This window comes from Blautia sp. AF34-10 (assembly GCF_003477865.1).
GTDB lineage: Bacteria > Bacillota > Clostridia > Lachnospirales > Lachnospiraceae > Fusicatenibacter > Fusicatenibacter saccharivorans.
The window spans coordinates 238,549-260,587 of the sequence record NZ_QUED01000001.1 but is presented as its reverse complement, the minus strand read 5'-3'; the positions used below and the strand labels follow the sequence as shown (position 1 = coordinate 260,587).

General features: G+C 48.3%; 20 protein-coding genes, 2 tRNA genes, 1 rRNA gene, 1 pseudogene and 1 other annotated feature. Of the genes and pseudogenes, 23 read left to right on the top strand and 1 reads right to left on the bottom strand.

The genetic code is table 11. The features are described from left to right. The 8 genes from DWZ60_RS01285 to DWZ60_RS01250 form a co-directional block, all read left to right on the top strand. Nucleotides 1-169, top strand: a 23S ribosomal RNA gene (locus tag DWZ60_RS01285); the annotation flags it as partial. A 104-nt stretch (nt 170-273) separates the two neighbouring features. Continuing rightward, nucleotides 274-344 (top strand) — tRNA-Trp (locus tag DWZ60_RS01280). A gap of 203 nt (nt 345-547) precedes the next feature. Further along, nucleotides 548-1,147 (top strand): DUF4230 domain-containing protein, encoded by a 600-nt coding sequence (locus DWZ60_RS01275; RefSeq protein ID WP_055221314.1) that lies wholly within the window; start codon nt 548-550, stop codon nt 1,145-1,147. A 389-nt stretch (nt 1,148-1,536) separates the two neighbouring features. After that, nucleotides 1,537-2,298 carry a threonine/serine exporter family protein gene (locus DWZ60_RS01270; RefSeq protein ID WP_055221312.1) on the top strand — a complete coding sequence of 254 codons (762 nt, stop codon included), beginning with the start codon at nt 1,537-1,539 and terminating at the stop codon, nt 2,296-2,298. A 41-nt stretch (nt 2,299-2,339) separates the two neighbouring features. Further along, nucleotides 2,340-2,786, top strand: a complete 447-nt coding sequence (locus tag DWZ60_RS01265; protein WP_022463061.1) for a threonine/serine exporter family protein — start codon at nt 2,340-2,342, stop codon at nt 2,784-2,786. Between the two features lie 356 nt (nt 2,787-3,142). Next, the gene (locus DWZ60_RS01260) at nt 3,143-3,403 is read left to right on the top strand and encodes a hypothetical protein (RefSeq protein WP_119188595.1); all 261 of its coding nucleotides are present in this window, start codon (nt 3,143-3,145) and stop codon (nt 3,401-3,403) included. Beyond that, nucleotides 3,400-4,656: a peptidoglycan binding domain-containing protein gene (locus tag DWZ60_RS01255; protein ID WP_119188594.1), complete on the top strand. Its 1,257-nt coding sequence runs from the start codon at nt 3,400-3,402 to the stop codon at nt 4,654-4,656. Before DWZ60_RS01260 ends, DWZ60_RS01255 begins: the two co-directional genes overlap by 4 nt. Next, nucleotides 4,653-5,564, top strand: coding sequence for a L,D-transpeptidase (locus DWZ60_RS01250; protein ID WP_119188593.1), 912 nt, complete (start codon nt 4,653-4,655; stop codon nt 5,562-5,564). The genes DWZ60_RS01255 and DWZ60_RS01250 overlap by 4 nt, the downstream gene beginning before the upstream one ends. A 79-nt stretch (nt 5,565-5,643) precedes the next feature. Here DWZ60_RS01250 and DWZ60_RS01245 read toward each other — a convergent pair whose 3' ends face one another. After that, entirely contained in the window at nt 5,644-6,282 is a 639-nt protein-coding gene (locus DWZ60_RS01245; RefSeq protein WP_243038169.1) for an HAD family hydrolase, read from the bottom strand. Between the two features lie 108 nt (nt 6,283-6,390). On the opposite strand from DWZ60_RS01245, the gene mutY reads away from it, so the two are divergent. The 15 genes and pseudogenes from mutY (at nt 6,391) to DWZ60_RS01175 (ending at nt 21,963) form a co-directional block, all read left to right on the top strand. Then, nucleotides 6,391-7,497, top strand: a complete 1,107-nt coding sequence (mutY, locus tag DWZ60_RS01240) for an A/G-specific adenine glycosylase (RefSeq protein WP_119221145.1) — start codon at nt 6,391-6,393, stop codon at nt 7,495-7,497. A gap of 37 nt (nt 7,498-7,534) precedes the next feature. After that, nucleotides 7,535-8,551, top strand: coding sequence for a glycosyltransferase family 2 protein (locus DWZ60_RS01235; protein ID WP_055267469.1), 1,017 nt, complete (start codon nt 7,535-7,537; stop codon nt 8,549-8,551). A 26-nt stretch (nt 8,552-8,577) separates the two neighbouring features. Continuing rightward, a complete protein-coding gene (gene ispF, locus DWZ60_RS01230) occupies nt 8,578-9,126 on the top strand; it encodes a 2-C-methyl-D-erythritol 2,4-cyclodiphosphate synthase (protein ID WP_022463066.1) in 549 nt (182 codons plus the stop codon). A 256-nt stretch (nt 9,127-9,382) separates the two neighbouring features. Continuing rightward, complete coding sequence (locus tag DWZ60_RS18930; protein WP_330422026.1) at nt 9,383-9,754, top strand: cation-transporting P-type ATPase; 372 nt, start codon at nt 9,383-9,385, stop codon at nt 9,752-9,754. Next, nucleotides 9,754-12,015 carry a cation-translocating P-type ATPase gene (locus DWZ60_RS01225; RefSeq protein ID WP_330422025.1) on the top strand — a complete coding sequence of 754 codons (2,262 nt, stop codon included), beginning with the start codon at nt 9,754-9,756 and terminating at the stop codon, nt 12,013-12,015. The genes DWZ60_RS18930 and DWZ60_RS01225 overlap by 1 nt, the downstream gene beginning before the upstream one ends. Nucleotides 12,016-12,057: 42 nt before the next feature. After that, nucleotides 12,058-12,292, top strand: a binding site (T-box leader). 102 nt (nt 12,293-12,394) lie between these two features. Further along, on the top strand, nt 12,395-13,078 hold the full coding sequence (gene epsC / locus DWZ60_RS01220) for a serine O-acetyltransferase EpsC (protein WP_055227154.1): 684 nt from the start codon (nt 12,395-12,397) through the stop codon (nt 13,076-13,078). A gap of 107 nt (nt 13,079-13,185) precedes the next feature. Beyond that, the gene (locus DWZ60_RS01215) at nt 13,186-13,545 is read left to right on the top strand and encodes a Mini-ribonuclease 3 (RefSeq protein ID WP_055221333.1); all 360 of its coding nucleotides are present in this window, start codon (nt 13,186-13,188) and stop codon (nt 13,543-13,545) included. Nucleotides 13,546-13,788: 243 nt separating this feature from the next. After that, nucleotides 13,789-14,511, top strand: coding sequence for a 23S rRNA (guanosine(2251)-2'-O)-methyltransferase RlmB (gene rlmB / locus DWZ60_RS01210; RefSeq protein WP_055221331.1), 723 nt, complete (start codon nt 13,789-13,791; stop codon nt 14,509-14,511). A 39-nt stretch (nt 14,512-14,550) separates the two neighbouring features. Further along, a complete protein-coding gene (sigH, locus tag DWZ60_RS01205; RefSeq protein ID WP_226906387.1) occupies nt 14,551-15,156 on the top strand; it encodes an RNA polymerase sporulation sigma factor SigH in 606 nt (201 codons plus the stop codon). 171 nt (nt 15,157-15,327) lie between these two features. Next, a tRNA-Thr gene (locus DWZ60_RS01200) sits at nt 15,328-15,400 on the top strand. 238 nt (nt 15,401-15,638) lie between these two features. Beyond that, nucleotides 15,639-16,990 (top strand): annotated as a pseudogene (locus tag DWZ60_RS01195) (MFS transporter). Nucleotides 16,991-17,391: 401 nt separating this feature from the next. Further along, the gene (locus DWZ60_RS01190) at nt 17,392-18,423 is read left to right on the top strand and encodes a LacI family DNA-binding transcriptional regulator (RefSeq protein ID WP_119221144.1); all 1,032 of its coding nucleotides are present in this window, start codon (nt 17,392-17,394) and stop codon (nt 18,421-18,423) included. 55 nt (nt 18,424-18,478) lie between these two features. Next, nucleotides 18,479-19,384: an ABC transporter permease subunit gene (locus DWZ60_RS01185; RefSeq protein ID WP_158576259.1), complete on the top strand. Its 906-nt coding sequence runs from the start codon at nt 18,479-18,481 to the stop codon at nt 19,382-19,384. A 21-nt stretch (nt 19,385-19,405) separates the two neighbouring features. Beyond that, on the top strand, nt 19,406-20,329 hold the full coding sequence (locus DWZ60_RS01180) for a carbohydrate ABC transporter permease (protein WP_119221142.1): 924 nt from the start codon (nt 19,406-19,408) through the stop codon (nt 20,327-20,329). 80 nt (nt 20,330-20,409) lie between these two features. Further along, a complete protein-coding gene (locus DWZ60_RS01175) occupies nt 20,410-21,963 on the top strand; it encodes an ABC transporter substrate-binding protein (protein ID WP_119221141.1) in 1,554 nt (517 codons plus the stop codon). The last annotated feature ends 76 nt before the right edge of the window (nt 21,964-22,039 follow it).

The following is a 22,039-nucleotide window of genomic DNA, read 5'->3' as shown; positions in this document are numbered from 1 at the left end:
CGGGAAGGGATAAACGCTGAAGGCATCTAAGCGTGAAGCCCCCCTCAAGATGAGATATCCCATTCGAAAGAAGTAAGACCCCTTGAAGACGACGAGGTAGATAGGGCAGAGGTGGAAGTGCCGTAAGGCATGGAGCTGACTGTTACTAATCGGTCGAGGGCTTGACCTGAAATGCAAAACAAAAGTTTTGCAGAAAATGGTTGTGTTCGGAAAGAAAGTATGGTATGATGTATAGATGTTAAGTGTATGCGGTTTTGAAGGTATATCTAGCGTAGGGGATTGGTCAAATGGTATGATAGGGGTCTCCAAAACCTTTGGTGGGAGTTCGATTCTCTCATCCCCTGTATTAGGAAAGAGTGAAGATACAAAATCTTCACTCTTTTTTCGTATTGTTTAAAAGAAAAGTCTAACAGAACAGGATTTACAGAATTTTAAGATATTTTTGTAAAGCAGGACTGTTTTTTATGGTGTAAATAAGGTACAATAGAGCCACAGAACATATTCAAAAATAATGAAAAATGAAACATGAGAAGGGAGTGGGTGTAACGTGAGCAGAGAAAAGAATGGAAGCCGCGGCACGGTAAAAGCTGTCATTTATCTTCTGATCGTAGTAATCCTTGCTGGAATGGTTGTTTATCTGACGCAGTCGTTGCGGCGGGACCGGGAGCCGGAGATTACGGGGACGTTTATTGACAGCAAGCTGGAGGCGGCGGGGGAGCTGACGTCGGCGAAGATGATTTATAACGGGCTGATTCATTACTCGGACGGGTCGATTCCGTTTCTGACGCAGAAGGCGTTTAATATGACATACCGTGCAGAGGTACGTGCGGGCGTGGATCTCTCGAAGGCGAATACGGAGGTGACGGATTCAGAAGTAACAGTTACACTTCCGGCAGTGGAGATTTTTGATATTTCCATCGACAATGATTCCATCCAGTATTACGATGAGAAGGCAGCGCTTCTGAACTGGGAGCGGAAGGAAGATGCGATGGATGCAATCGCGAGTGCGAAGGAGGATGTAGAGCAGCAGACGAAAGAAATGGATGACCTGGAAACGATGGCACAGGAACAGGCGAAAACACTGATTACCGGAATGCTGTCCGAGACGGTCGGGGACAAGACATTGGTTGTAAAATTTGAAGAATAGTACATAGACGGGATGTCGGCACTTCTTTTTGGGGGATAAAAAAAGGAGGGCCGGTATTTCTTCTGGCAGAAACACCGGCATTATGAAAAAGAAAAATCTATATAAATTGGAAAGAATATTAGGTTGGGACAACGGTTGAAAGATAGAGGAAGATGATTTGTTGTCCCTTTGTTTTGATACGTTTAGTATAGTTGTCATATGTGAGGAAAGTGTGAATGGAGTTTGAAGAAACTTTGAAAAGATTTGTGAATGGCGCGGGTGAACATCGGAACATCCCAACGCCGGATATCGCCGAATTTGCATAGAATTAACTTGAAAGTGAACACTGCTTCATGGTACAATCGTTTGGCATGTGTGAAATATGAGTTACATTTGAGAGGACAAAAACTATGGACTATAAACTGCTGCTGGACACCGCGGTCATGGCGGGAGAAATCCTGCTGGAAAGCGGGGCGGAGACGTGGCGGGTGGAGGATACCATGCTGCGGATGCTGCGCATGTCCGGCCTGAAAACTGCGGATGTACTGGCGCTGACGACCGGCTTTGTGGTAACGCTCGACGACCCGGCGATGGATTCCATGACTGTTATGCGCAGCGTAGAGAGCCGTGCAACGGATCTGAACCGGATCCATGCGGTCAATCAGCTTTCCCGCGATTTCTGCGAAGGAAATATCGACCTGGATGCGCTGTTCCACCGGGTGCGGGATATCTATCGTGCCAAGTCGGAAATTAAAAAAAATCTGCTCGCGATGATGGCGACGACCGCAGGCTTTGCAATCATGTTCGGAGCCGGGTTCTACGAAGTGCTGGCATCTGCACTTGCAGGTTTTATATCAGGAATCGGTGTTTACGGAGGAAAAAAAGCCGGGATGCAGTCGTTTCTTGTGAACTGTATCGGGTCATTTTTGCTGGCGGTCACATCTATTCTCTGTGTTCATTACCTGCCGGGGACCATGGATCTGAACGTCATTATCATTGCATCGATCATGCCCCTCGTACCGGGTGTGGCGATCACGAATGCGGTGTATGATACCCTGCACGGCGACTACATTTCCGGTGCGGCACGGATGCTTGAGGCGTTTGTAACCGCTGCGGCCATCGCAATCGGCGTGGGACTTGGCATGCTGCTGCTCCGTCCACTGGTGCGGTAGAGAAAACCGATACAGAAAAAAGATGAGGTTAAAGCAAAAATATGAGAATAGCAGGTGAAATCATCCTGAAATCCCTTGGAGCCTGGGTTGCAATCTGGGGATTTTCAAGACTGTTGAACGCACCAAAAAAGCTGGAATGCTACACGGCCGGTGTCGGTATGATCGGCTGGGCGGTCTATCTGATCGTGGAAGTATTCAACGACGGCATTCTGATGAAGAACTTTCTTGCCGCCGTTGCCGTCGCCCTGGTTTCCCAGGCAATGGCGCGTCATTTCAAAGCGCCGGTGATCCTTTTCGTGATCCCGGGCATTCTTCCGATGGTGCCGGGAGCCGGTATGTACCGCATCGTCTACTCGATCGTTATGGGGCCGGAAAACATGGTTGGAACGTATCTTTTAGAGACAGCGACCGCGGCAGGCGCAATTGCCCTTGGAATTTTCCTCGGAGAAGCGCTGCAGAAGGTATTTTTTTACGAATTCCATAGGTGATTTACGAAAAAAGTGAGAAATTTGCCAAAACCAAATTTTTTGCTTTTTTTTGTCGAATTTTATGATATACTTAACAGTGTATGTGCCCTTGGACAAAAGAAGAAATCTATAGGGGCATTTTTAACATCAGTAGACAAGAAGTCCCCCGCTTCTAAAGCGGTGGGATGAATTGTTAAAAGAAACATAACGGTAGTGGCGGGCGGAGAGAAATCGGTATCCTCCACTGACATGAGGTAAGTCACAGTCGAACTATTTTCGACATGTCAGACTCCGTGAAAATACCGACTGTGAGTGAAACAAGGAAAAAGAAGAGAAGTAAGTAAAGTGCAGACACAGAACTATGAGGAGCAAAAAATATGAAGTTTGAAGATGATGATTTAAAGGACGGTAAACTTTGGGCTGCCCTGCAAAAAGAGATTGACCGTGACCTGGCGGAAAAGGAGAGCGGTGAAACATTCCAGGAAGAACTGGCAGACATCGAAGACTCCATTGAATTTGAAAGCAAAGAAACAAAAAGCGAAGATCACATCCCGGATGAGACTGCAAATTTAAGTATCTGCGAAGTGTCCTTGAGGCAACTGAGCGTGCAAAAGACGAAGAAGCGAAGCAGAAAATGAAGCAGACCAAAGTGGAGCCTGTGACGCAGGACATCGAGATTCCGGAATTTACAGAAGAGGAAGAAGAAATCGAAGAGACGCCGGCGGAGACAAAAACAGAATCGGAACCGGAAGAAGTGATGGTGGATGATGATCTGATCATCAACGATCCATTCGCAGATGAGGATGATCTGCTGGGAGAAGAGAAGACAGAGACCAAGGGTTCGGAGAAAGAAGTGCTTGGTGATCAGGTGGAAGCCGCAATGGAGCGCCTCGTCAGCGACACGGTAGGCCATATCCCAATGCCGGAAATAGACGATGAGGATGATGACTACGACGATTATGAGGATGACGACGAAGAGTACATTCCGCATGGCGCAAAACCGCAGAAGAAAAAGGGAAAAGGCGGTGCGGTTATCGCCGTTGCAGCCGTTGCTGTTATTGCTGTGGGAGGCTTTTTCTATGGAAGCAAAATGTTCCATTACCAGAATTATTTTTTCAACGGAACAACCATCAACGGAGTAGACTGCTCGGATATGACGGCCAAAGAGGCAGAAACGAAAATCAAAGAGCAGGCTGCAAACTATACCTTAAATGTAAAATTCAAAGACAATGATACGAAGAGTGTCAGCGGAAAAGACATCGACTACACCTACGCCGGAGACGGCAGCGTGGAGAGCGTGTTAAAGAAACAGAACAGTTTCCTCTGGTTCCTGGGAAATGGCGGAAAAGAGAAAGATTCCCAGGTCACCATGCAGTACAGTCAGGAAAAACTGGATGCGGTGATTGATGGATTTGACGAATTCCAGTCCGCAGACGGTGAGAATGCACCGGCCAGCGCCTACATCACCTTCCAGAACAATGAGTTTGAGATTGTGGATGCTGTTATGGGTGAGGGAATGGATCTTACCCTTGCAAAACAGTGCATCGAAAACGCGCTGATCAATGCGGATACCGAAGTGGATCTTGAAAAAGCAGGCGTTTACGACGGAACCTTGGTAACAGCAGATGACGAAACACTGAATGCACAGAAGGATCAGTTAAATGAACTGGTACGCGCAAGTATCACATACAGTATGCCGGATGGAACAACACAGGTTCTTGACGGAAATACCATGAAAGACTGGCTGGCGGTCGATGCGGATGGAAATTATTCCAAAGATGAAAACCAGTGGAATGAAAAAGTAAAAGAATATGTGGCAAATCTTGCGGCAGCGATTGATACCGATGGCAAGGATCACACCTTCCCGGCAACCGGTATCGAAGGCGCGTGACCATCAGCCAGGAAGGCTACGGATGGAAAGTGGATCAGGAGCAGGAGATAGCAAAGATCGCAGAAGAAGTAGATGCTCACGCAGCAGACGCAAGAGAGCCGCAGTATGCGCAGAGAGAGTTTGCTGCTTCCACAGAGAACAACGGATTCGGCAAGACGTATGTTGAGGTTGATGCCAGCCGTCAGCATATCTGGCTCTACAAAGATGGAAATCTGGTTGTCGACGGTGACTGTGTAACCGGTCTGATGGAGCAGAGCAGCTACACGAAGCCGGGTATCTACACAACCGCAGCAAAAGAAAGCCAGAAAAAACTGCACGGAGAGCTTCAGGCAGACGGCAGCTATTCCTGGGAAAGAGATGTGGATTCCTGGATTCCGTTCAACGGAGAGATTGGTTTCTACGATGCTTCCTGGAGAAGTAGTTTCGGCGGAAACCTGTATCTGACTGCAGGATCGACGACAGGATCTGTTGCACTTCCGACTGCAGTGGCACAGGCATTATATGACAATGTCGATGACGGAACACCGGTTATCATTTATTATTCCGAAGCTTATGAGGTAAGTGAAGACACGCTTACTGTGACACAGGCACCGGAAGCAGATGACGAAAATGTCGATGATACGACGAATACCACGACAGTAACGCCGACGAGAACGCCATCCTACACGTACGATGATTACACGCCGTCAACTCCGTCAACCCCATCAACTCCATCAACCCCATCAACTCCATCGACCCCGTCTACGCCGGAACCGACCACAGCACCGACCGAGATCCCGTCTACGCCGGAGCCGACCGTAGCACCGACGGAGACCCCGTCCACACCGGAACCGACCCAGGAGCCGAGCGCACCGGATCAGGGAGACCATACGGGTGACGATGATTACCCAGGTAAGGGCGAGAGCTGAGAAAAGAAGAAATAGAACATAAAAAATACGCATTCCGTTATCAAAACAGGAATGCGTATTTTTTATGAGAAAGAAACTGTTAAAAATTAATTTTCCGGTACGAACAGTGTGACAAGATCCATCGGGGAAGTGATGGTGTAGTCCGGGTTTCGGTCTGACCAAAACCGTATGCGGCATGGACAAACGGGATTCCGGCCTCGCGTGTCGCCTTGTAGTCGCCGTCGGTATCGCCGACATAGACCGCGTGCTGCAGATGGTTCTGTTCGATGATTGTACGGATGTTGTCTGCCTTTGCCTTTCCGGTATCGCCAGGACAGAGATGGCCTTTGAAATAGTGACCGAGGCCTGTGGCTTCCAGAAAAACTTCGATATAGCCCGCCTGGCAGTTGCTTACGATATAAAGCGGGTAATGTCTGGAAAGAATAGAAAGTGCATCGACAAGTCCCGGATAAACAGGAGCCGGTGTCGCAAGAAGTGCCTCATGCTCTTTGGCACAGCATGCCTCGATCAGTTCTAACTGGCGCTCCTTTGGATATTCGTGGAAAATGACGGCGGCGATATCCGGGAGCAGGCGGCCGAACAGGCCTTTTAACACGGTTCCGGTGAGGTTTGGTGTCATATCAGTTTCTTTTTCCATAATCTGATTCCATGCGTCGGCAACAACGTCTGTGGAGTCCCACAGGGTGCCGTCCACATCAAAAATAATACTGTCGATCAAGAGTTTTTCCTCCATATCTTAAGGGTTTTGGTTATTCTTTTAAAGTATTTATTAATTTTAATCAAAAACACGTGAGAGCGCAATGTTTATTTTGCATTTTGGAGGAAAATGTGGCAAAATAAGAATGATATATTAACAGGAGATTACTATGCAGGACACAATCACAAAGCATTATTGAAATGGTATGGCGAAAATAAAAGAGTGCTGCCGTGGAGAGAAAAAAAGAACCCGTATGAAATCTGGGTTTCCGAGATTATGCTCCAGCAGACGAGGGTGGAGGCGGTCAAGCCGTTTTATGAGCGGTTTATGCGTGAACTGCCCAATGTCGCAGCACTTGCGGTCTGTCCCGAGGAAAAGCTTTTGAAGCTCTGGGAAGGCCTTGGTTACTATAACCGTGTGCGGAATATGCAGAAGGCCGCACAGAAAATTATGGAAGTGTATGACGGTGTATTTCCGGCAGATTACGAAGCCTTAAAAGGACTTCCGGGAATTGGAAATTACACAGCGGGAGCCGTTGCATCGATCGCGTTTTGCATTCCGGTGCCGGCGGTGGACGGAAATGTGCTTCGTGTGATGGCACGCCTCCGGGAGGACGGTGAGGACATTTTAAAGCAGTCCGTGAAAAACCGCGTGGAAGCGGAATTGACCGAAATCATGCCGGCAGAAGATCCGGGAGCCTTCAATCAGGCGATGATGGATCTCGGCGCAATGGTCTGTCTGCCGAACGGCGCACCAAAATGTGAAGTCTGTCCGCTTGTTGACCAGTGTCTGGCGGGACAGCATCAGACCTGGACGGAATATCCGTTTAAAAAGAGCGCAAAGCCGCGCAGAATCGAAGACAGAACCGTTCTGTTATTTCTGGACGGTGCGCACACAGCAGTGCGGAAACGGCCGAAAAAAGGACTTCTGGCGGGACTTTACGAGTTCCCGAACTTCGATGGCGTGCTCTCCGAACAGGAAGCACTTGAAGAGGCAGAAAAATTCGGCGTGACGCCGCTTCATATTCAGGCATTGCCGCCGTACAAGCACATTTTTTCCCATGTCGAGTGGCATATCACAGGATACGCCATTAAAATTGCAGGAAACGATGTGGAGCAGGAAGGGGAAGAAAAAGCCGGATTGATTTTTGCGGATGCGAAAACCGCGGCTGAAAGATATGCCATTCCGTCTGCGTTTGCGGAATACGCAAAATACACAGATCTGGAACGTGCCTGAAACGGCAGAAGAGCAAAAAAGAGCAGGGAGAAAAAAGATGAAGATTTTATCAATTGCAGTACCATGCTATAATTCAGAAGCATATATGGAGAAATGTATCGATTCGCTGCTGGTCGGCGGAGAAGAAGTAGAAATTCTGATCGTGGACGATGGTTCCAAGGACGGAACCACAGAGATTGCAGACCGCTATCAGGAAAAATATCCGACGATTGTAAAAGCGATTCATCAGGAAAACAAGGGCCACGGCGGAGCAGTCAACACGGGTGTGGAAAATGCGACGGGTCTGTACTTTAAGGTTGTGGACAGTGATGACTGGGTAAACCCAGAGGCATACCAGAAGATTTTAAATGTTCTGGCAGAAGTCGTACGCGGACCGAAAACACTCGACCTTCTGATCAGTAACTATGTGTATGAAAAAGAGGGCGCCAAGAGAAAACGTGTGATGCGCTATGCGAAATCGCTGCCGGAAGGCCGTTTTTTCGGATGGGATGAGGCGAAAGCTCTCGGCAAAACACATTATCTGCTGATGCATTCGCTGATTTACCGGACTTCTCTTTTAAGAGAGTGCGGCATGAAGCTGCCGGAGCACACCTTCTATGTGGATAATCTGGTTGCGTTTATTCCGCTTCCGTACGTCAAAACGATGTATTATCTCGATGTCAATTTCTACCGCTACTTTATCGGGAGAGCCGACCAGTCGGTTAACGAGAAAGTCATGATCGGCAGAATTGACCAGCAGATCCGTGTCAACAAGCTGATGATCGATTACCTTGGTGAACAGAAAGGGCTGTCGAAGCACCTGCGGAAATATATGATCAGCTATCTGACCATTATTATGACGGTTTCTTCCGTGATGATGATGCGCTCCGGAACGGAAGAAAATCTCGAGAAAAAGAACGATCTGTGGAGATACCTGAAACAGGAGGATGCAGCCGATTACTTCCGCATCCGCCACGGCATTTTCGGAACTGTTATGAGCAGCAAATCAAAACCGGGACAGAAAATTGCAGTCTATGCCTACAAGGTAGCGCAGAAACTGTATGGATTTAACTAGAAAGTAACGAAGCGGAGGAACGAACAATGCGAGTAGGAATGGGTTACGATGTGCATAAACTGGTGGAAAACCGGAAACTGATTCTGGGCGGTGTGGAAATCCCGTATGAATATGGCCTTCTGGGACATTCCGATGCAGATGTGCTGGTCCATGCCATTATGGATGCGCTTCTCGGCGCTGCAGCACTGCGGGACATCGGACGCCATTTTCCAGACAATGATCCGGCGTATGAGGGCGCAGACAGCATCGAACTGCTGAAAAAAGTGGGTGAGATGCTCGAGGAGCGGATGTATCTGATTGAAAATATCGATGCAACCGTTATTGCACAAAAGCCGAAGCTCCTGCCATACATCGACACGATGGTGAAAAATGTGGCGGAGGCGCTTCATCTCGAAGAGGATCAGGTCAATATCAAGGCAACGACCGAGGAAGGACTTGGCTTTACCGGAAAGAAAGAGGGAATTTCCGCACAGGCGATCTGCTGCATTTCCAAGGCACTCGACCTGATGCCGGACGACCGGATCGCAGGCGGATGCAGCGGCTGCCCAGGATGCGCAAAGAACGCAGAAGAATAAAAGAGAAATGCGATTGCACAAGGCCGGAAGATGTGGTAGACTGGAAGAAGAATAAGGGAGTAGTCGGCGGCATACGTGACGCTATAAGGCCAACAACCGAAGAAAAAGCATTTCTTCTGGCTTTGTATGAAATGACAAGACTTATCTGTATCAACAAATATGGTGCGGATAGGTCTTTTTCTATATAGAAAGAGACCAGTGTACCAGTGGGAACTTATCACAGGAACGCAAAAAGCGTTTTCAGAAGAAAGGACGGATGGAAATGAAAGAGTATCTGGAAAAAAGTTCGAAGATTCTTGATGAGTTACAGACAACGGAGCAGGGACTTTCCGAGGCGGAAGCTGCGCGGCGGCTTTCCGAACACGGACCTAACCGGCTGGCGGCGGGAAAAAAGAAGAGCAATCTGCAGCGGTTTTTCGAAGAGCTGAAAGACCCGATGATCCTGATCCTGCTCGCCGCAGCGCTGATTTCCGGCATCACATCGGCGTATGAAGGCGAATCGTACGCTGATGTGGTCATTATTCTCGCCGTTGTCATCATTAATGCGGTGCTCGGTGTTCTGCAGGAGAGCAAGGCAGAGAAAGCGATTGAGCTCTGCAGAAGATCGCGGCAGCCACGTCGAAGGTGATGCGCGGCGGGAAAATGGAAGTGAAAAAGAGCGAGGAGCTCGTACCCGGTGATATTGTAATTCTCGAAGCGGGCGATGCTGTTCCGGCGGATGGCCGTATTTTAGAGAGTGCCAGCATGAAAATCGAGGAAGCAGCGCTGACGGGAGAATCTGTCCCGGTCAATAAAACAGCGGATGTTCTGAACGCCGGCGCAGCCAGCGAGGTTCCGCTCGGGGACCGGAAAAACATGGTCTATATGGGAAGCACCGTTGTCTATGGCCGCGGCCGCGCTGTTATCACCGGAACGGGTATGAAAACCGAGATGGGAAAAATCGCCCATGTTCTGACGCAGTCGGCGGATGAGAGTACACCGCTGCAGAAGCGGCTGAACCAGCTCAGCAAAATCTTAAGCGTGATGGTGCTCGCCATCTGTGCCGTGATTTTCGTTGTCGGCATTTTAAAAGAGGGCGTGACGCCGCAGAACATCTTAAATACCTTTATGGTAGCCGTCAGCCTTGCCGTAGCGGCAATTCCGGAAGGACTTGCAGCAGTTGTCACAATCGTGCTTTCCATCGGTGTGACCAAAATGTCAAAGCGGAATGCGGTGATCCGGAAACTGACGGCTGTCGAGACGCTCGGCTGTACGCAGGTGATCTGCTCGGATAAGACAGGAACGCTGACCCAGAATAAGATGACCGTGGTAAAACATGAGGGAAGTGATATAAAACGTCTCGTATCCGTCATGGCACTCTGCTCCGATGCGGAGCCGGACGAAAACGGCGAGGCAGTCGGAGAACCGACGGAATGTGCGTTGGTCAACGATGCGCAGAAAGAGGGATGCCCGAAGAAGAGCCTGTCCGTCCAGTATCCGCGTGTCGGGGAAGCGCCATTTGATTCGATGCGGAAACGCATGACAACGATCCACCGCGCAAACGACGGAACGTATTTTTCCTGCACAAAAGGCGCACCGGATGAGATTCTGAAGCGGTGTACCTCCGTTTGGCGTGATGGCAGAAAACAGCCGATGACAGAAGCATTCCGGCAGGAAATCCTGTCGCAGAACAAGGCGATGGCAGACCAGGCACTCCGCGTGCTGGCGGCAGCAGGAAGAGCGTGGAACCAGATGCCGTCCTCCCAGGAGCCGGACTTTCTGGAGCAGGATCTCTGCTTTTTAGGACTTTGCGGTATGATTGATCCGGTGCGGCCGGAAGTAGTCGATGCGATCCGGGAATGCCGCGGGGCAGGCATCCGTCCGGTGATGATTACGGGTGACCACAAAGACACAGCGGTTGCTATTGCAAAAGAGCTGGGTATTCTGGAGGCGGGCTGGAAAGCGGTAACGGGAGCCGAGATTGACCAGTTAAGCGATGAGGAGCTTAACCGGAGAATCGAGGAATATGCTGTTTACGCACGCGTCCAGCCGGAGCATAAAGTGCGGATCGTCGATGCGTGGAAGCGGAAAGGCAGAATCACCGCGATGACAGGAGACGGAGTCAACGATGCGCCGTCGATCAAGCGTGCGGATATCGGCATCGGAATGGGCATCACGGGAACGGATGTGACGAAAAACGTGGCAGATATGGTGCTCGCGGACGACAACTTTGCGACGATCATCGCGGCGGTTGAGGAAGGAAGACGAATCTACGATAATATCCGCAAGGCAATTCAGTTCCTTCTGGCATCGAACCTTGCCGAGGTGCTGTCGATTTTCTGCGCGACGCTGATGGGCTTTACGATTTTAAATCCGGTGCATCTGCTCTGGATCAACCTGATTACGGACTGCTTCCCGGCGCTGGCGCTCGGTATGGAGGACGGTGAGGCAGACATCATGAAACGCCCGCCGAGAAATGCGGATGACGGTATTTTTGCGGACGGCCTCGGCTTTGATGTTGCGTTTCAGGGCATCGTGATTACGGTGCTGACGCTGGCGTCCTACTTCATCGGCCACTATCTGGAAGCCGGCCGCTGGGAAATCGTCAACAGCCCGGACGGCATGTCGATGGCGTTTCTGACACTCTCTATGGTGGAAATTTTCCATTCCTTCAATATGAGATCACGGAAAGGTTCTATTTTCCACATGAAGCATCAGAACAAGTATCTGTGGGGCGCGATGGCACTCTCATTTGTCCTCACATCCGCCGTCATTTACATCCCGGTACTGTCGAGTGCGTTCGGTTTTGAGCGGATCAGCGCGTTGGAATATGATGTGGCGATCGGCCTTGGACTGCTTGTCATTCCGGCGGTCGAAATCAGCAAGTGGATCCGGCGGAAATTTGCTTGACAAACGAGAAAAATTTGCATAAACTAGAACAAACGGAAACAGAAAAAGGCTTGGAACGGAAAAAGTAGAAAATCAGAATTGTTTCACAGAGAATGGCAGACAAATGGGGCTGGAAGCTGCCTGAAACGAGGGTTTTTGAAGTGCGTCCGGAAGCTGGCCGGGTGAAGCGGAAAAAGTGGGTAGTCCGGCACGGGTCCTGCACGTTATGCAGAAGAAAAGAAGAGGGCAGGTGTGCCCTTAAAGTAAAGTGGAACCACGGAGCTATTTCGTCTTTATCGGAGATGAAACAGCTCCGTTTTTGAATATTGCCCTTCGGGCAAAAAAGGTGGTAAGAAATAAAAATCTGAAAAAGTCCTGGCAGGAGGCAAGGAGAGGAAAGATGAGTTTTTTCGCGTATTTTAAAGAGGAATTTCAGGTGATTCAGGAGCGGGATCCGGCGATACATTCTCCCATGGAAGTCTTGCTGTATCCTTCATTTCGTGTTATGCTGAAGTACAGACGGGCGCACAAGCTATATCTGAAAGGCCATTACTTTCTGGCCAGGTGGATTTCACAGCGGGCAGCGAGAAAAACTGGTATCGAAATCCATCCGGGTGCGACGATCGGAAAGGGATTGTTTATTGATCATGGTTCTGGTGTGATTATCGGAGAAACAGCCATTATCGGAGACAACGTGACGCTGTATCAGGGCGTGACGCTTGGCGGTAATGGTAAGGAGACCGGGAAACGTCATCCGACGCTGAAGGACAATGTTATGGTCAGCGCCGGTGCGAAGATCATCGGATCGTTTACGATCGGGGAAAACTCCAAAATCGGAGCCGGATCGGTTGTGATCGAGGAGGTTCCGCCGAACTGTACCGTCGTCGGCGTGCCGGGGCACATTGTGAAGCAGAATGATGTGCGGATTCCGAGAAAAAGCATGGATCACATTCATCTGCCGGACCCGATTTTCGAGGATATCAAAGTACTGCAGCAGGAGAATACGGAGCTTACGAACCGTGTGCTCGAGCTGGAGGGCGAGCTGCGTCAGATGAGGAAAAAAGAAAGGACAGAACAGAAGTGACGGAAGTGGGCAAAGAGACAGAAAACGAGGAGCTTTTTCCAGAGGCGGTTTTCGGGGAGAAGGATTATCTTTCGGAGGTATTCGGACTGGAACAGCATGACATCCGCATGTATTCGCCGCTTACGCTGGCCTACATCGGGGATGCTGCGTATGAGATCGTCATCCGCACGATTCTGGTGCGGAAAGCAAATATGCAGGTCAACAAGCTGCACCGCCATGCGGCAGGGCTTGTAAAGGCGGAGAAACAGTCGGCGATGATTGAAATTCTGGAGCCGCTGTTTACCGAAGAGGAAAAACAGATTTATAAAAGAGGCAGAAATGCGAAATCCTATACCAAGGCAAAAAATGCGTCCACGATCGACTACCGCCGGGCAACCGGGTTTGAGGCCGTGATGGGGTATCTGTACCTGAAAGGGGATTACAAGCGGATGATCGACCTGATCCGGGCAGGACTTGGCGAAGTGTGAGAGCAGATAAGATTCAGAAAATAAAAAAGAAGCGGCAGGGCAGTGGGGCTTTTGAAAAAGCAAAAGTTCCCACTGCTTTTGGGACCGCGGAACAGGAATGATATGAGAGAAAACAACAGAAACGACAAGAGAAACTTTGAGAGAAGAGACGGAAAAAAACGTGACTTTAAGGGGAAACGAGATTACCGTGACAGAGACAGAAAACAGGAAGTACAGCAGGTGGATGAGGAGTTTACAGGCGGCATGGTAGAGGGAAGAAACGCTGTCATCGAGGCGTTCCGCTCCGGCAAGACCGTGGACAAGCTGTTCGTCCTTGCAAGCAGCCAGGACGGCCCGATCCGCACGATCATCCGTGAGGCGAAAAAACACGATACCATCATCAATTATGTAGAAAAAGAACGTCTTGACGAGCTGTCCACCACCGGAAAGCATCAGGGTGTCATTGCACAGGTGGCTTCCTACAGTTATGCAACCGTTGAGGACATCCTCGCGCGCGCAGAGGAGAAAGGAGAGCCGCCATTTATCCTTCTGCTGGACGGCATTGAGGATCCGCATAACCTCGGTGCGATCATCCGTACCGCAAACCTGGCAGGCGCACATGGTGTCATCGTGCCGAAGCACCGCGCAGTCGGTCTGACAGCAACCGTTGCCAAAACGTCGGCAGGTGCATTAAATTACACACCGGTGGCAAAGGTGACGAATCTGGTGCAGACCATGGAAATGCTGAAGGAAAAGGGCATCTGGTTTGTCTGCGCGGACATGAACGGACAGAGAATGTATGATCTCGACCTCAAGGGACCGATCGGCCTTGTAATCGGAAATGAGGGAGAGGGTGTCAGCCGTCTGGTGAGAGAAAACTGCGACTTCACAGCCACAATTCCGATGAAAGGCGATATCGACTCTCTGAACGCTTCCGTGGCAGCCGGCGTGCTCGCTTATGAGATTGTAAGACAGAGAAGCTGCTAGAAATTGCGGAAAATCACATTACGCTCCGGCGGAAGAAAGATGAAGGATACAAGAGATATGATGGTGAAAGATTACGATACCTGTACGGATGAGGAGCTGATTGCGCGTCTGCGGGCAGGAGAACGCGAGATTACCGATTATCTGATCGACAAATACAAATCGCTGGTGCGGACCAGGGCGAGGGCGCTGTACCTGGTGGGCGGAGATCACGAGGATCTGATCCAGGAGGGCATGCTCGGACTTTTTAAGGCAGTGCGTGACTACAAACCGGGGAAGGAGGCATCGTTTGCCACCTTCGCCGGCCTGTGCATCGACCGTCAGATGTATTCGGCAGTGGCATCGTCCCAGCGCCAGAAGCATCAGCCGCTGAACAGCTTCGTCTCGTTAAGTGAACCGGTTTCCGAGCAGGAGTTGCGCCTGGTGGACGAGGAGACACCGGAGGAGATCATGATCAGCCGGGAAAACGTAATCGGCATGCATGAGCGGATCAAAGAACGGCTCAGCAAATTTGAGTACCAGGTGCTGGAATTGTATCTGAAAGGGTACGATTATACGCAGATTGCAGAAAAACTTGGAAAGCAGCCGAAGGCAATCGACAATGCACTGCAGAGAATCCGCAGTAAAGTGCGGGAGGTCTGTTCGTGAGATGGAAAAACGACCGAAAAAATTACGGCGAATTGTCAAAAGTGCAGAAAAATCTGTGAACAAATAAAAATTTTCAAATTTGTAGAAAAAACTGTTGACAATTCACTATAGTTTTGATAGAATACCAAATGTAGCAAGGAGCTAACAAAAAAAACAAAACAACTTGCGAGTGCTGATGTGGCTCAGTCGGTAGAGCGTCGCCTTGGTAAGGCGGAGGTCACGGGTTCGATTCCCGTCATCAGCTTACTATGAAAGATCCCGGGAAACCGGGATCTTTTCGTTATATAAAAATATATTTCCGTCCGTGACAAAAATCTGAAAAGTGTGACATTTTGTGCATATTCTGGAACGTACAGGATATATATTTTTCCATAGGCTATGGATATAATAAAAACAGAAACTGGTGTGAAAGAAGGAATAGCAGGATAGAATCTGGTATTTCTTTTTTTGTGCAAAGGACAATGATCACAGGAGAAGGGAAAATGGAAGAAAAAAAATACTTAAAATGGTACAACAAAGTGGGGTATGGATCCGGGGATATTGCCGGAAACGTAGTATATGCATTTCTGTCAACATTTGTATTGATTTATCTGACAAACACGGTAGGTCTGAAGTCAGGAATTGTGGGAACGCTGATTGCTGTTTCCAAACTGTTTGACGGTGTGACAGATGTATTTTTCGGTGCGATGATTGATAAGACAAAGACGAAAATGGGAAAAGCAAGGCCATGGATGCTGTATGGATATATTGCTGCGCCGTAACACTGATAGCTATTTTTGCGATTCCGGAAAATATCGGGAAGACAGCACAGTATATCTGGTTTTTTATTGCGTACTCTCTACTGAACGCCGTGTTCTACACCGCAAACAATATTGCGTATTCCGCACTGACAGCGCTGATTACGAGAAACAGCAAAGAGCGGGTGGAAATGGGATCGTACCGTTTTATTTTTGCATTTTCCACCAGCCTGCTGATTCAGTCCGTTACGATTAAATTCGTTTCGTTGATGGGAGGTGGAGCAGCAGGATGGCGGATGGTGGCCATTGTGTATGCTGTGATCGGTTTGGCGGTCAACACGATTTCCGTTTTAGCTGTAAAAGAGCTTCCGGAGGAGGAAGGGGCAAAGGTAAAGAAAGAAGAAAAATACAGTATGAGAGAGGCAGCAGGTCTTCTCTTTTCCAACAAGTATTATCTGATGATCTGCGTGACTTATATTTTACAGCAGATTTATTCCGCGATGCTTAGCATGGGAATCTATTACATGATGTATGTGCTGAACAATGAAAATTTGTTTCCGGTCTTTTCATGGGCAATCAATATTCCACTGATTATCGCACTTATTGCCACACCGCAGCTTGTGACACGCTGGGGAGGGCTGTACAAACTGAATCTTACCGGATATGCGATTGGAACCATCGGCAGAATCCTGGTGATTCCTGCGGCCTATTATGGAAGCGTTCCGCTGATGTTGCTGTTCACGGCAGTTGCAGCTTTCGGCATGGGACCGTGGCAGGGAGATATGAATGCGGTCATTGCGAACTGCTCGGAGTATACGTATCTGACAAAACACAAAAGAGTAGATGGAACGATGTATTCCTGTACATCCCTTGGCGTAAAACTGGGCGGTGGACTGGGAACTGCGATCACAGGATGGCTGCTGGAATTCAGCCGTTTTGACAAGAAACTGTCGGTGCAGCCGGATTCCTGCCTGAACATGCTTCATATGATGTATTTATGGATTCCGGCCGTACTCTGCATTGTCATTACGATTCTGATGTCACGAATGAATGTGGAAAAAGCAAATAAGGAACTGATGGTTCATACAGAAAGATAAGCGAAAAGGTTTTAGTGGGGCGATCACACAAAAGAGCTGGCAAAGGCGATGTGTGATCGCCTTTTTTTTTCGTTGGCAACGAGTCAAAGTCAGTGCTTGGACGAGATTTTGGTGACTGTTGCGATAACTTGAGAAACTCGCGGAGCGTGTTTTTATGGAAAAAGTATACAAAAATAATGGGCGAAAATTGGTAAAAGTGCAATGATAGTAGAATAAAAAATATGAAAAATGAATTTTGATTAGGGAAATACCATATTTTGTGCATGATTTCCGAAATTCTGTTTATGTAATTTGTTCAGATTCTCGTCTATAATCACAAGTAATCGAACGAGCGGGAAGGAGGAAGAAAAGAGGGGCAGGAAACGAAAAGGTTTAAGTGAAACCGGAAAGGATTGGGATCTATGGTATCAATCAAGGATGTCTCGGTCGCATGCGGAGTTTCGGTGGCAACGGTCAGCAAGGCGCTGAATAATCACCATGACATAGGCGAGGAGACGAAAGAGAGAGTTCGGGAAACGGCAAGAAGGATGGGCTACGTTCCCAATTTTGCATCGAAAGTATTGAAGACGAACAGAACTTACAATATCGGGGTCCTTTTTTCGGGGAAATCAGGAAATGATCTGACACACGACCATTATGCAACCGTTTTGAACAGCCTGAAGTGCTGCGCGGAAGAAAAAGGGTATGACATCACTTTTGTCAGCAAAAACGGAAATCTTTCCGCCTGGGATCACAGGATGACGTATCTGGAGCACTGCAAATACCGCCGGTTTGACGGTGTGGCAGTCCTCTGTACCGATTTCCACGATCCGGAAATTCAGGAGCTGGTGGAAAGCGATCTCCCAGTCGTGACCTTTGATCATGTTTTCAACGACAGAAGCGCAGTTGTGTCAGACACTGTAAAAGGAATTTCCGATCTTGTCCGTTATGCCTTTGAAATGGGGCACAGAAGAATTGCATACATCCACGGAGAAGAATCAGCGGAGACAAAAAGCCGCGTTTCCTCGTTTTACCGGACATGCAAAGAGCTTGGGATTGAAGTTCCGCCGGAATATGTGCGGGAGGCGGCATACCGCGATACGACGAAAACGTATCTGGAGACCGAAGCGCTTCTGAAGTGCAGAATCTGTCCGACCTGCATTCTGTTTCCGGATGATTTCGCCTACATCGGCGGATTCAATTCCATTACACTGGCGGGGAAAAGAGTGCCGGAGGATATCTCGACCATCGGATACGATGGTATCGAGATCGGAAAGTATCTGGAACCTGCGCTTGCAACGTTAAAGCAGGATTCCGAACTGCTCGGAAGACGACTGGCAGAAAAACTTATCGATGAGATTGAACAGCCGAAAATATGCCTGGTGGAGCATCTTCTTGTGGAAGGAAAAATTTATCCCGGACGGTCGGTAAAGAAACTGACAGAAGCGGGATAAACATGATGCGGAACCTCTGCCGCAAAAAAGAACAGAGGAAGAAGGAGGTATGAAAATGAAAGATTTTCTCCAAAACACATGGAAACATAGAGCGCATGTGGTCATGGCGCTTCCGGCGTTTCTGATTCTGCTGTTTTTCAGCTATATTCCTATGGCAGGTCTGGTGATGGCGTTCAAGTCATTCGACTATTCCAAAGGAATCTGGACAAGTCCATGGAATGGAATTGAAAACTTCAAATTCCTGCTTGCATCCAAATCGACTTTCATCACGATGACAAAAAATACTCTGATGTATTACGTGATCTTTACCGCTCTCGGAACTTTTCTGAATGTTGTGATTGCCATTGCAATTGACCAGTGTGTGTTCAAAAAAGCCAGCAAGGCAATGCAGACCGTTATGATTATCCCGGTTTTCATTTCTTATGCGGCGGTTCAGTTTATCGTTTACGCATATCTGAGCACCGATACCGGAATTCTGAACAACACATTCAACATTGCGACAAGATTTTACTCGACGCCGAAGGCATGGCCGTGGATCCTGACGATTGTAAAAATGTGGAACAGCGTTGGTTACGGCTCCGTTCTCTATATGTCCGTTCTCGCTGGTATCGATACTTCGCTTTATGAGGCTGCCGAGATCGACGGTGCGAACAAATGGCAGCAGATCCGCCACATTACCCTTCCGTCTCTTCTCCCGATGATTACCGTTATGTTGCTCCTCAGTGTCGGCAATATCATGAGATCTGATACAGGTCTGTTCTATCAGGTAACAAGAAACAGCGGCGTGCTGTATTCAACGACACAGGTTATTGATTCCTACGTTTTGAACTCGATCTTTAAGAATTCGAACTTCGGATTTACTGCAGCAACCACATTCTTCCAGTCAATTGTCGGACTGTTCATGATGCTCCTTGCAAATGGGCTGGTTCGTAAAATTGCACCGGAAAACGCACTGTTCTAAGTCAGGAGGCATTGGAAAGTTATGAGTAAGAAAAACAATCACAATTATGTTCCGGCATCCAAGAGGGCCGGAGTCGGACAGATTATTTTACTTTGCTGTCTGATTTTATATACCCTGTTCTGCGCGCTGCCGATCATTCTGGTCTTTATCGCGGCCTTCACAGATGAGAAAATGATTGCAGCAAACGGCTTCAGCTATTTCCCGGCAAAATGGTCGACAGCCGGTATGAATGCCGTATTAAAATACGGAAAACAGCTTGCAGTATCGTACGGAGTCACCATTTTCATTACCGTAGGCGGTACGTTTATTGGACTGTTTGTCATGAGTATGTTTGCTTATTCCATCAGCCGAAAAGGTTTTCGCCTGAGCAAATTTTTATCGGTTTACATGTTGATCCCAATGCTGTTTAACGGAGGACAGCTTTCCTGCTACGTTATTTATACTTCGTATTACCATATGAAAGACAGCATCTGGCTGCTGATTTTTCCGCTCTGTGTTACGACCATGAACGTGATTATCATCCGTACCTACATAGCAAACAGCATCCCGGAAGAGCTGATGGAAGCGGCTAAGATCGACGGAGCCGGAGAGTACCGAACCTTCTTCCAGATCACCCTTCCGCTGATGAAACCAACCCTTGCAGCCGTTGGATTTATGATGGCAACGGCATACTGGAATGACTGGCAGAATGCACTGCTTTATATCACGAGTGATTCCAAGAAACCGTTGCAGTTACTGCTGGTCAATATTCAGAAGAGCATCGAGGTGCTGCTGAACTCCAGAAACATTCCGGCAGTCGCGCTGGCAGCTATCGGAGGAACTGTACCGCAGTATTCAGCAACCATGGCGACCGTAATCGTCGTTATCGGACCGATCATGATTGCGTATCCGTTCTTCCAGAAATACTTTGTCAAAGGTCTGACCGTAGGATCTGTCAAAGGGTGATGGAAACAATGGTATCCGGAACTGCGGTGAAGGTACCGTAAGTTCTGAACATACAAAACTACTCAAGGAGGGTAACAAAGATGAAGAAAAGAACAAGTAAAATCCTCGCAGTGATGCTGGCATCCGCGCTGGCAGCAGGTTCTCTGGCAGCGTGCGGAAGTGATTCCGGAACAACTGACACCAAGAGTACATTGGGAGAGTCTTCGAATGGCACGTCAGGAAGCGGCAATACGGAGAAAACTTCCGATGGCAAAACAAAGATCAGCATCTATCATGCAAGCTGGATGCTGGCGAATCCGGATAGCGCACAGGTACAGAAAGTACAGGATGCTATCAATGCTTATATCGGCGATAAGATTAATGTAGAAGTAGAACTTCACGATATTGCATCTGGTGAGTTTAACGATAAGGCAAATCTGGCGCTTGCCAATAACGAAATCAATCTTCTTACAACCGCAAGCTGGCAGTCTACGATCGGTACGGACGACCTGTACAGACAGAATGCAGTCTATGATATTACGGATCTGCTTCCGGGCACCACGCTTTACGATTCCATGCCGGAAGGAATCTGGACAGCAGCACAGTATGATGGAAAAGATTACTTTATTCCGATTTACAAAGAGGCATATGAAGGATACGATCTGAAGACCCGCCAGGCACTCGTAGACAAATTTGGATGGGATCTTTCTAATATAAAAACACTGAAAGATATCGAGCCTTTCCTGGAAGACTGCAAGAATGACGGAATTAAATATCCATACACGACAGGAAAAACAGCGATGTTCAACCGTCTCTACATGGATAATTTTGATTTCTTTGCCAGCTATTCGTTCCTCGGTGTGGACAGAGAGAAAGACGAAGTTGTCAATCCGATTCAGACAGACAAGTACAAAGAATTTACGGAGCTGATGTGTGATTGGGCAGAAAAAGGATATATTTCAGAAGATGAAGTAACAAAGACAACATCGGATTCACTGGCACAGACCCAGGACTGGGGCTGGAACTGGTGGACCTGTGTTCCAAACGATGAGGAAAATTCTGAGGGACGTGACAAACAGGATGAGGCAATTGTAGAGGGCCTTACCAAGAAATATATGCATTCAACCTCAACACTTGGCTCCTGCTATGCGATCACTGCAAACTCCAGTGAAGATCAGGCGAAAGCATGCATCGACTTTCTGGGACTTTTGTACACCGATACGAAATTAGCAGACCTTTATACCTATGGTATTGAGGGTGAGGACTATACCTTAAATGATGAAGGAAAAGTTGTTCAGGATTCTGAGGCTTATTCTCACAGCGCATGGGAATCCTGCTCTGTCATCCCGCTGACTCTGCTTGAGAATGAGCCGGATAACAAGGTAGAAATGTATGAGAAGATGAACAACGAGGCAGAAACTTCCTGCGCAGCAGGTTTCCGTTTTGACAAATCTAACGTAGAAGCACAGTACAGTGCATGCGTAAACGTTTTCGAACAGTATGGTTTTGTGCTGGAGAACGGCGGATATGCATCTGCAGATGTTGCGTCCGTGATTGACGAGTACCAGAACGCCTTGGATGAGGCCGGATATCAGGATGTCCTGAAAGAGGCACAGACCCAGTACGACGCATGGAAAGCTTCCAAAACAGAGTAATAATAGCACATACATCAGATGAAAATTTGAGATAAACGAGTAACACACATTTCCGCAATTGCCCCTTTTTGAGTAA

What these genes read in the sequence shown, in the direction of transcription:
- DWZ60_RS01270 (WP_055221312.1), top strand. Translation starts at nt 1,537, where the DNA reads ATGGACTATAAACTGCTGCTGGACACCGCGGTCATGGCGGGAGAAATC.
- DWZ60_RS01265 (WP_022463061.1), top strand. Translation starts at nt 2,340, where the DNA reads ATGAGAATAGCAGGTGAAATCATCCTGAAATCCCTTGGAGCCTGGGTT.
- DWZ60_RS01260 (WP_119188595.1), top strand. Translation starts at nt 3,143, where the DNA reads ATGAAGTTTGAAGATGATGATTTAAAGGACGGTAAACTTTGGGCTGCC.
- DWZ60_RS01255 (WP_119188594.1), top strand. Translation starts at nt 3,400, where the DNA reads ATGAAGCAGACCAAAGTGGAGCCTGTGACGCAGGACATCGAGATTCCG.
- mutY (WP_119221145.1), top strand. Translation starts at nt 6,391, where the DNA reads ATGTGGCAAAATAAGAATGATATATTAACAGGAGATTACTATGCAGGA.
- DWZ60_RS01235 (WP_055267469.1), top strand. Translation starts at nt 7,535, where the DNA reads ATGAAGATTTTATCAATTGCAGTACCATGCTATAATTCAGAAGCATAT.
- ispF (WP_022463066.1), top strand. Translation starts at nt 8,578, where the DNA reads ATGCGAGTAGGAATGGGTTACGATGTGCATAAACTGGTGGAAAACCGG.
- DWZ60_RS18930 (WP_330422026.1), top strand. Translation starts at nt 9,383, where the DNA reads ATGGAAATGAAAGAGTATCTGGAAAAAAGTTCGAAGATTCTTGATGAG.
- DWZ60_RS01225 (WP_330422025.1), top strand. Translation starts at nt 9,754, where the DNA reads ATGCGCGGCGGGAAAATGGAAGTGAAAAAGAGCGAGGAGCTCGTACCC.
- epsC (WP_055227154.1), top strand. Translation starts at nt 12,395, where the DNA reads ATGAGTTTTTTCGCGTATTTTAAAGAGGAATTTCAGGTGATTCAGGAG.
- DWZ60_RS01215 (WP_055221333.1), top strand. Translation starts at nt 13,186, where the DNA reads ATGTATTCGCCGCTTACGCTGGCCTACATCGGGGATGCTGCGTATGAG.
- rlmB (WP_055221331.1), top strand. Translation starts at nt 13,789, where the DNA reads ATGGTAGAGGGAAGAAACGCTGTCATCGAGGCGTTCCGCTCCGGCAAG.
- sigH (WP_226906387.1), top strand. Translation starts at nt 14,551, where the DNA reads ATGAAGGATACAAGAGATATGATGGTGAAAGATTACGATACCTGTACG.
- DWZ60_RS01190 (WP_119221144.1), top strand. Translation starts at nt 17,392, where the DNA reads ATGGTATCAATCAAGGATGTCTCGGTCGCATGCGGAGTTTCGGTGGCA.
- DWZ60_RS01185 (WP_158576259.1), top strand. Translation starts at nt 18,479, where the DNA reads ATGAAAGATTTTCTCCAAAACACATGGAAACATAGAGCGCATGTGGTC.
- DWZ60_RS01180 (WP_119221142.1), top strand. Translation starts at nt 19,406, where the DNA reads ATGAGTAAGAAAAACAATCACAATTATGTTCCGGCATCCAAGAGGGCC.
- DWZ60_RS01175 (WP_119221141.1), top strand. Translation starts at nt 20,410, where the DNA reads ATGAAGAAAAGAACAAGTAAAATCCTCGCAGTGATGCTGGCATCCGCG.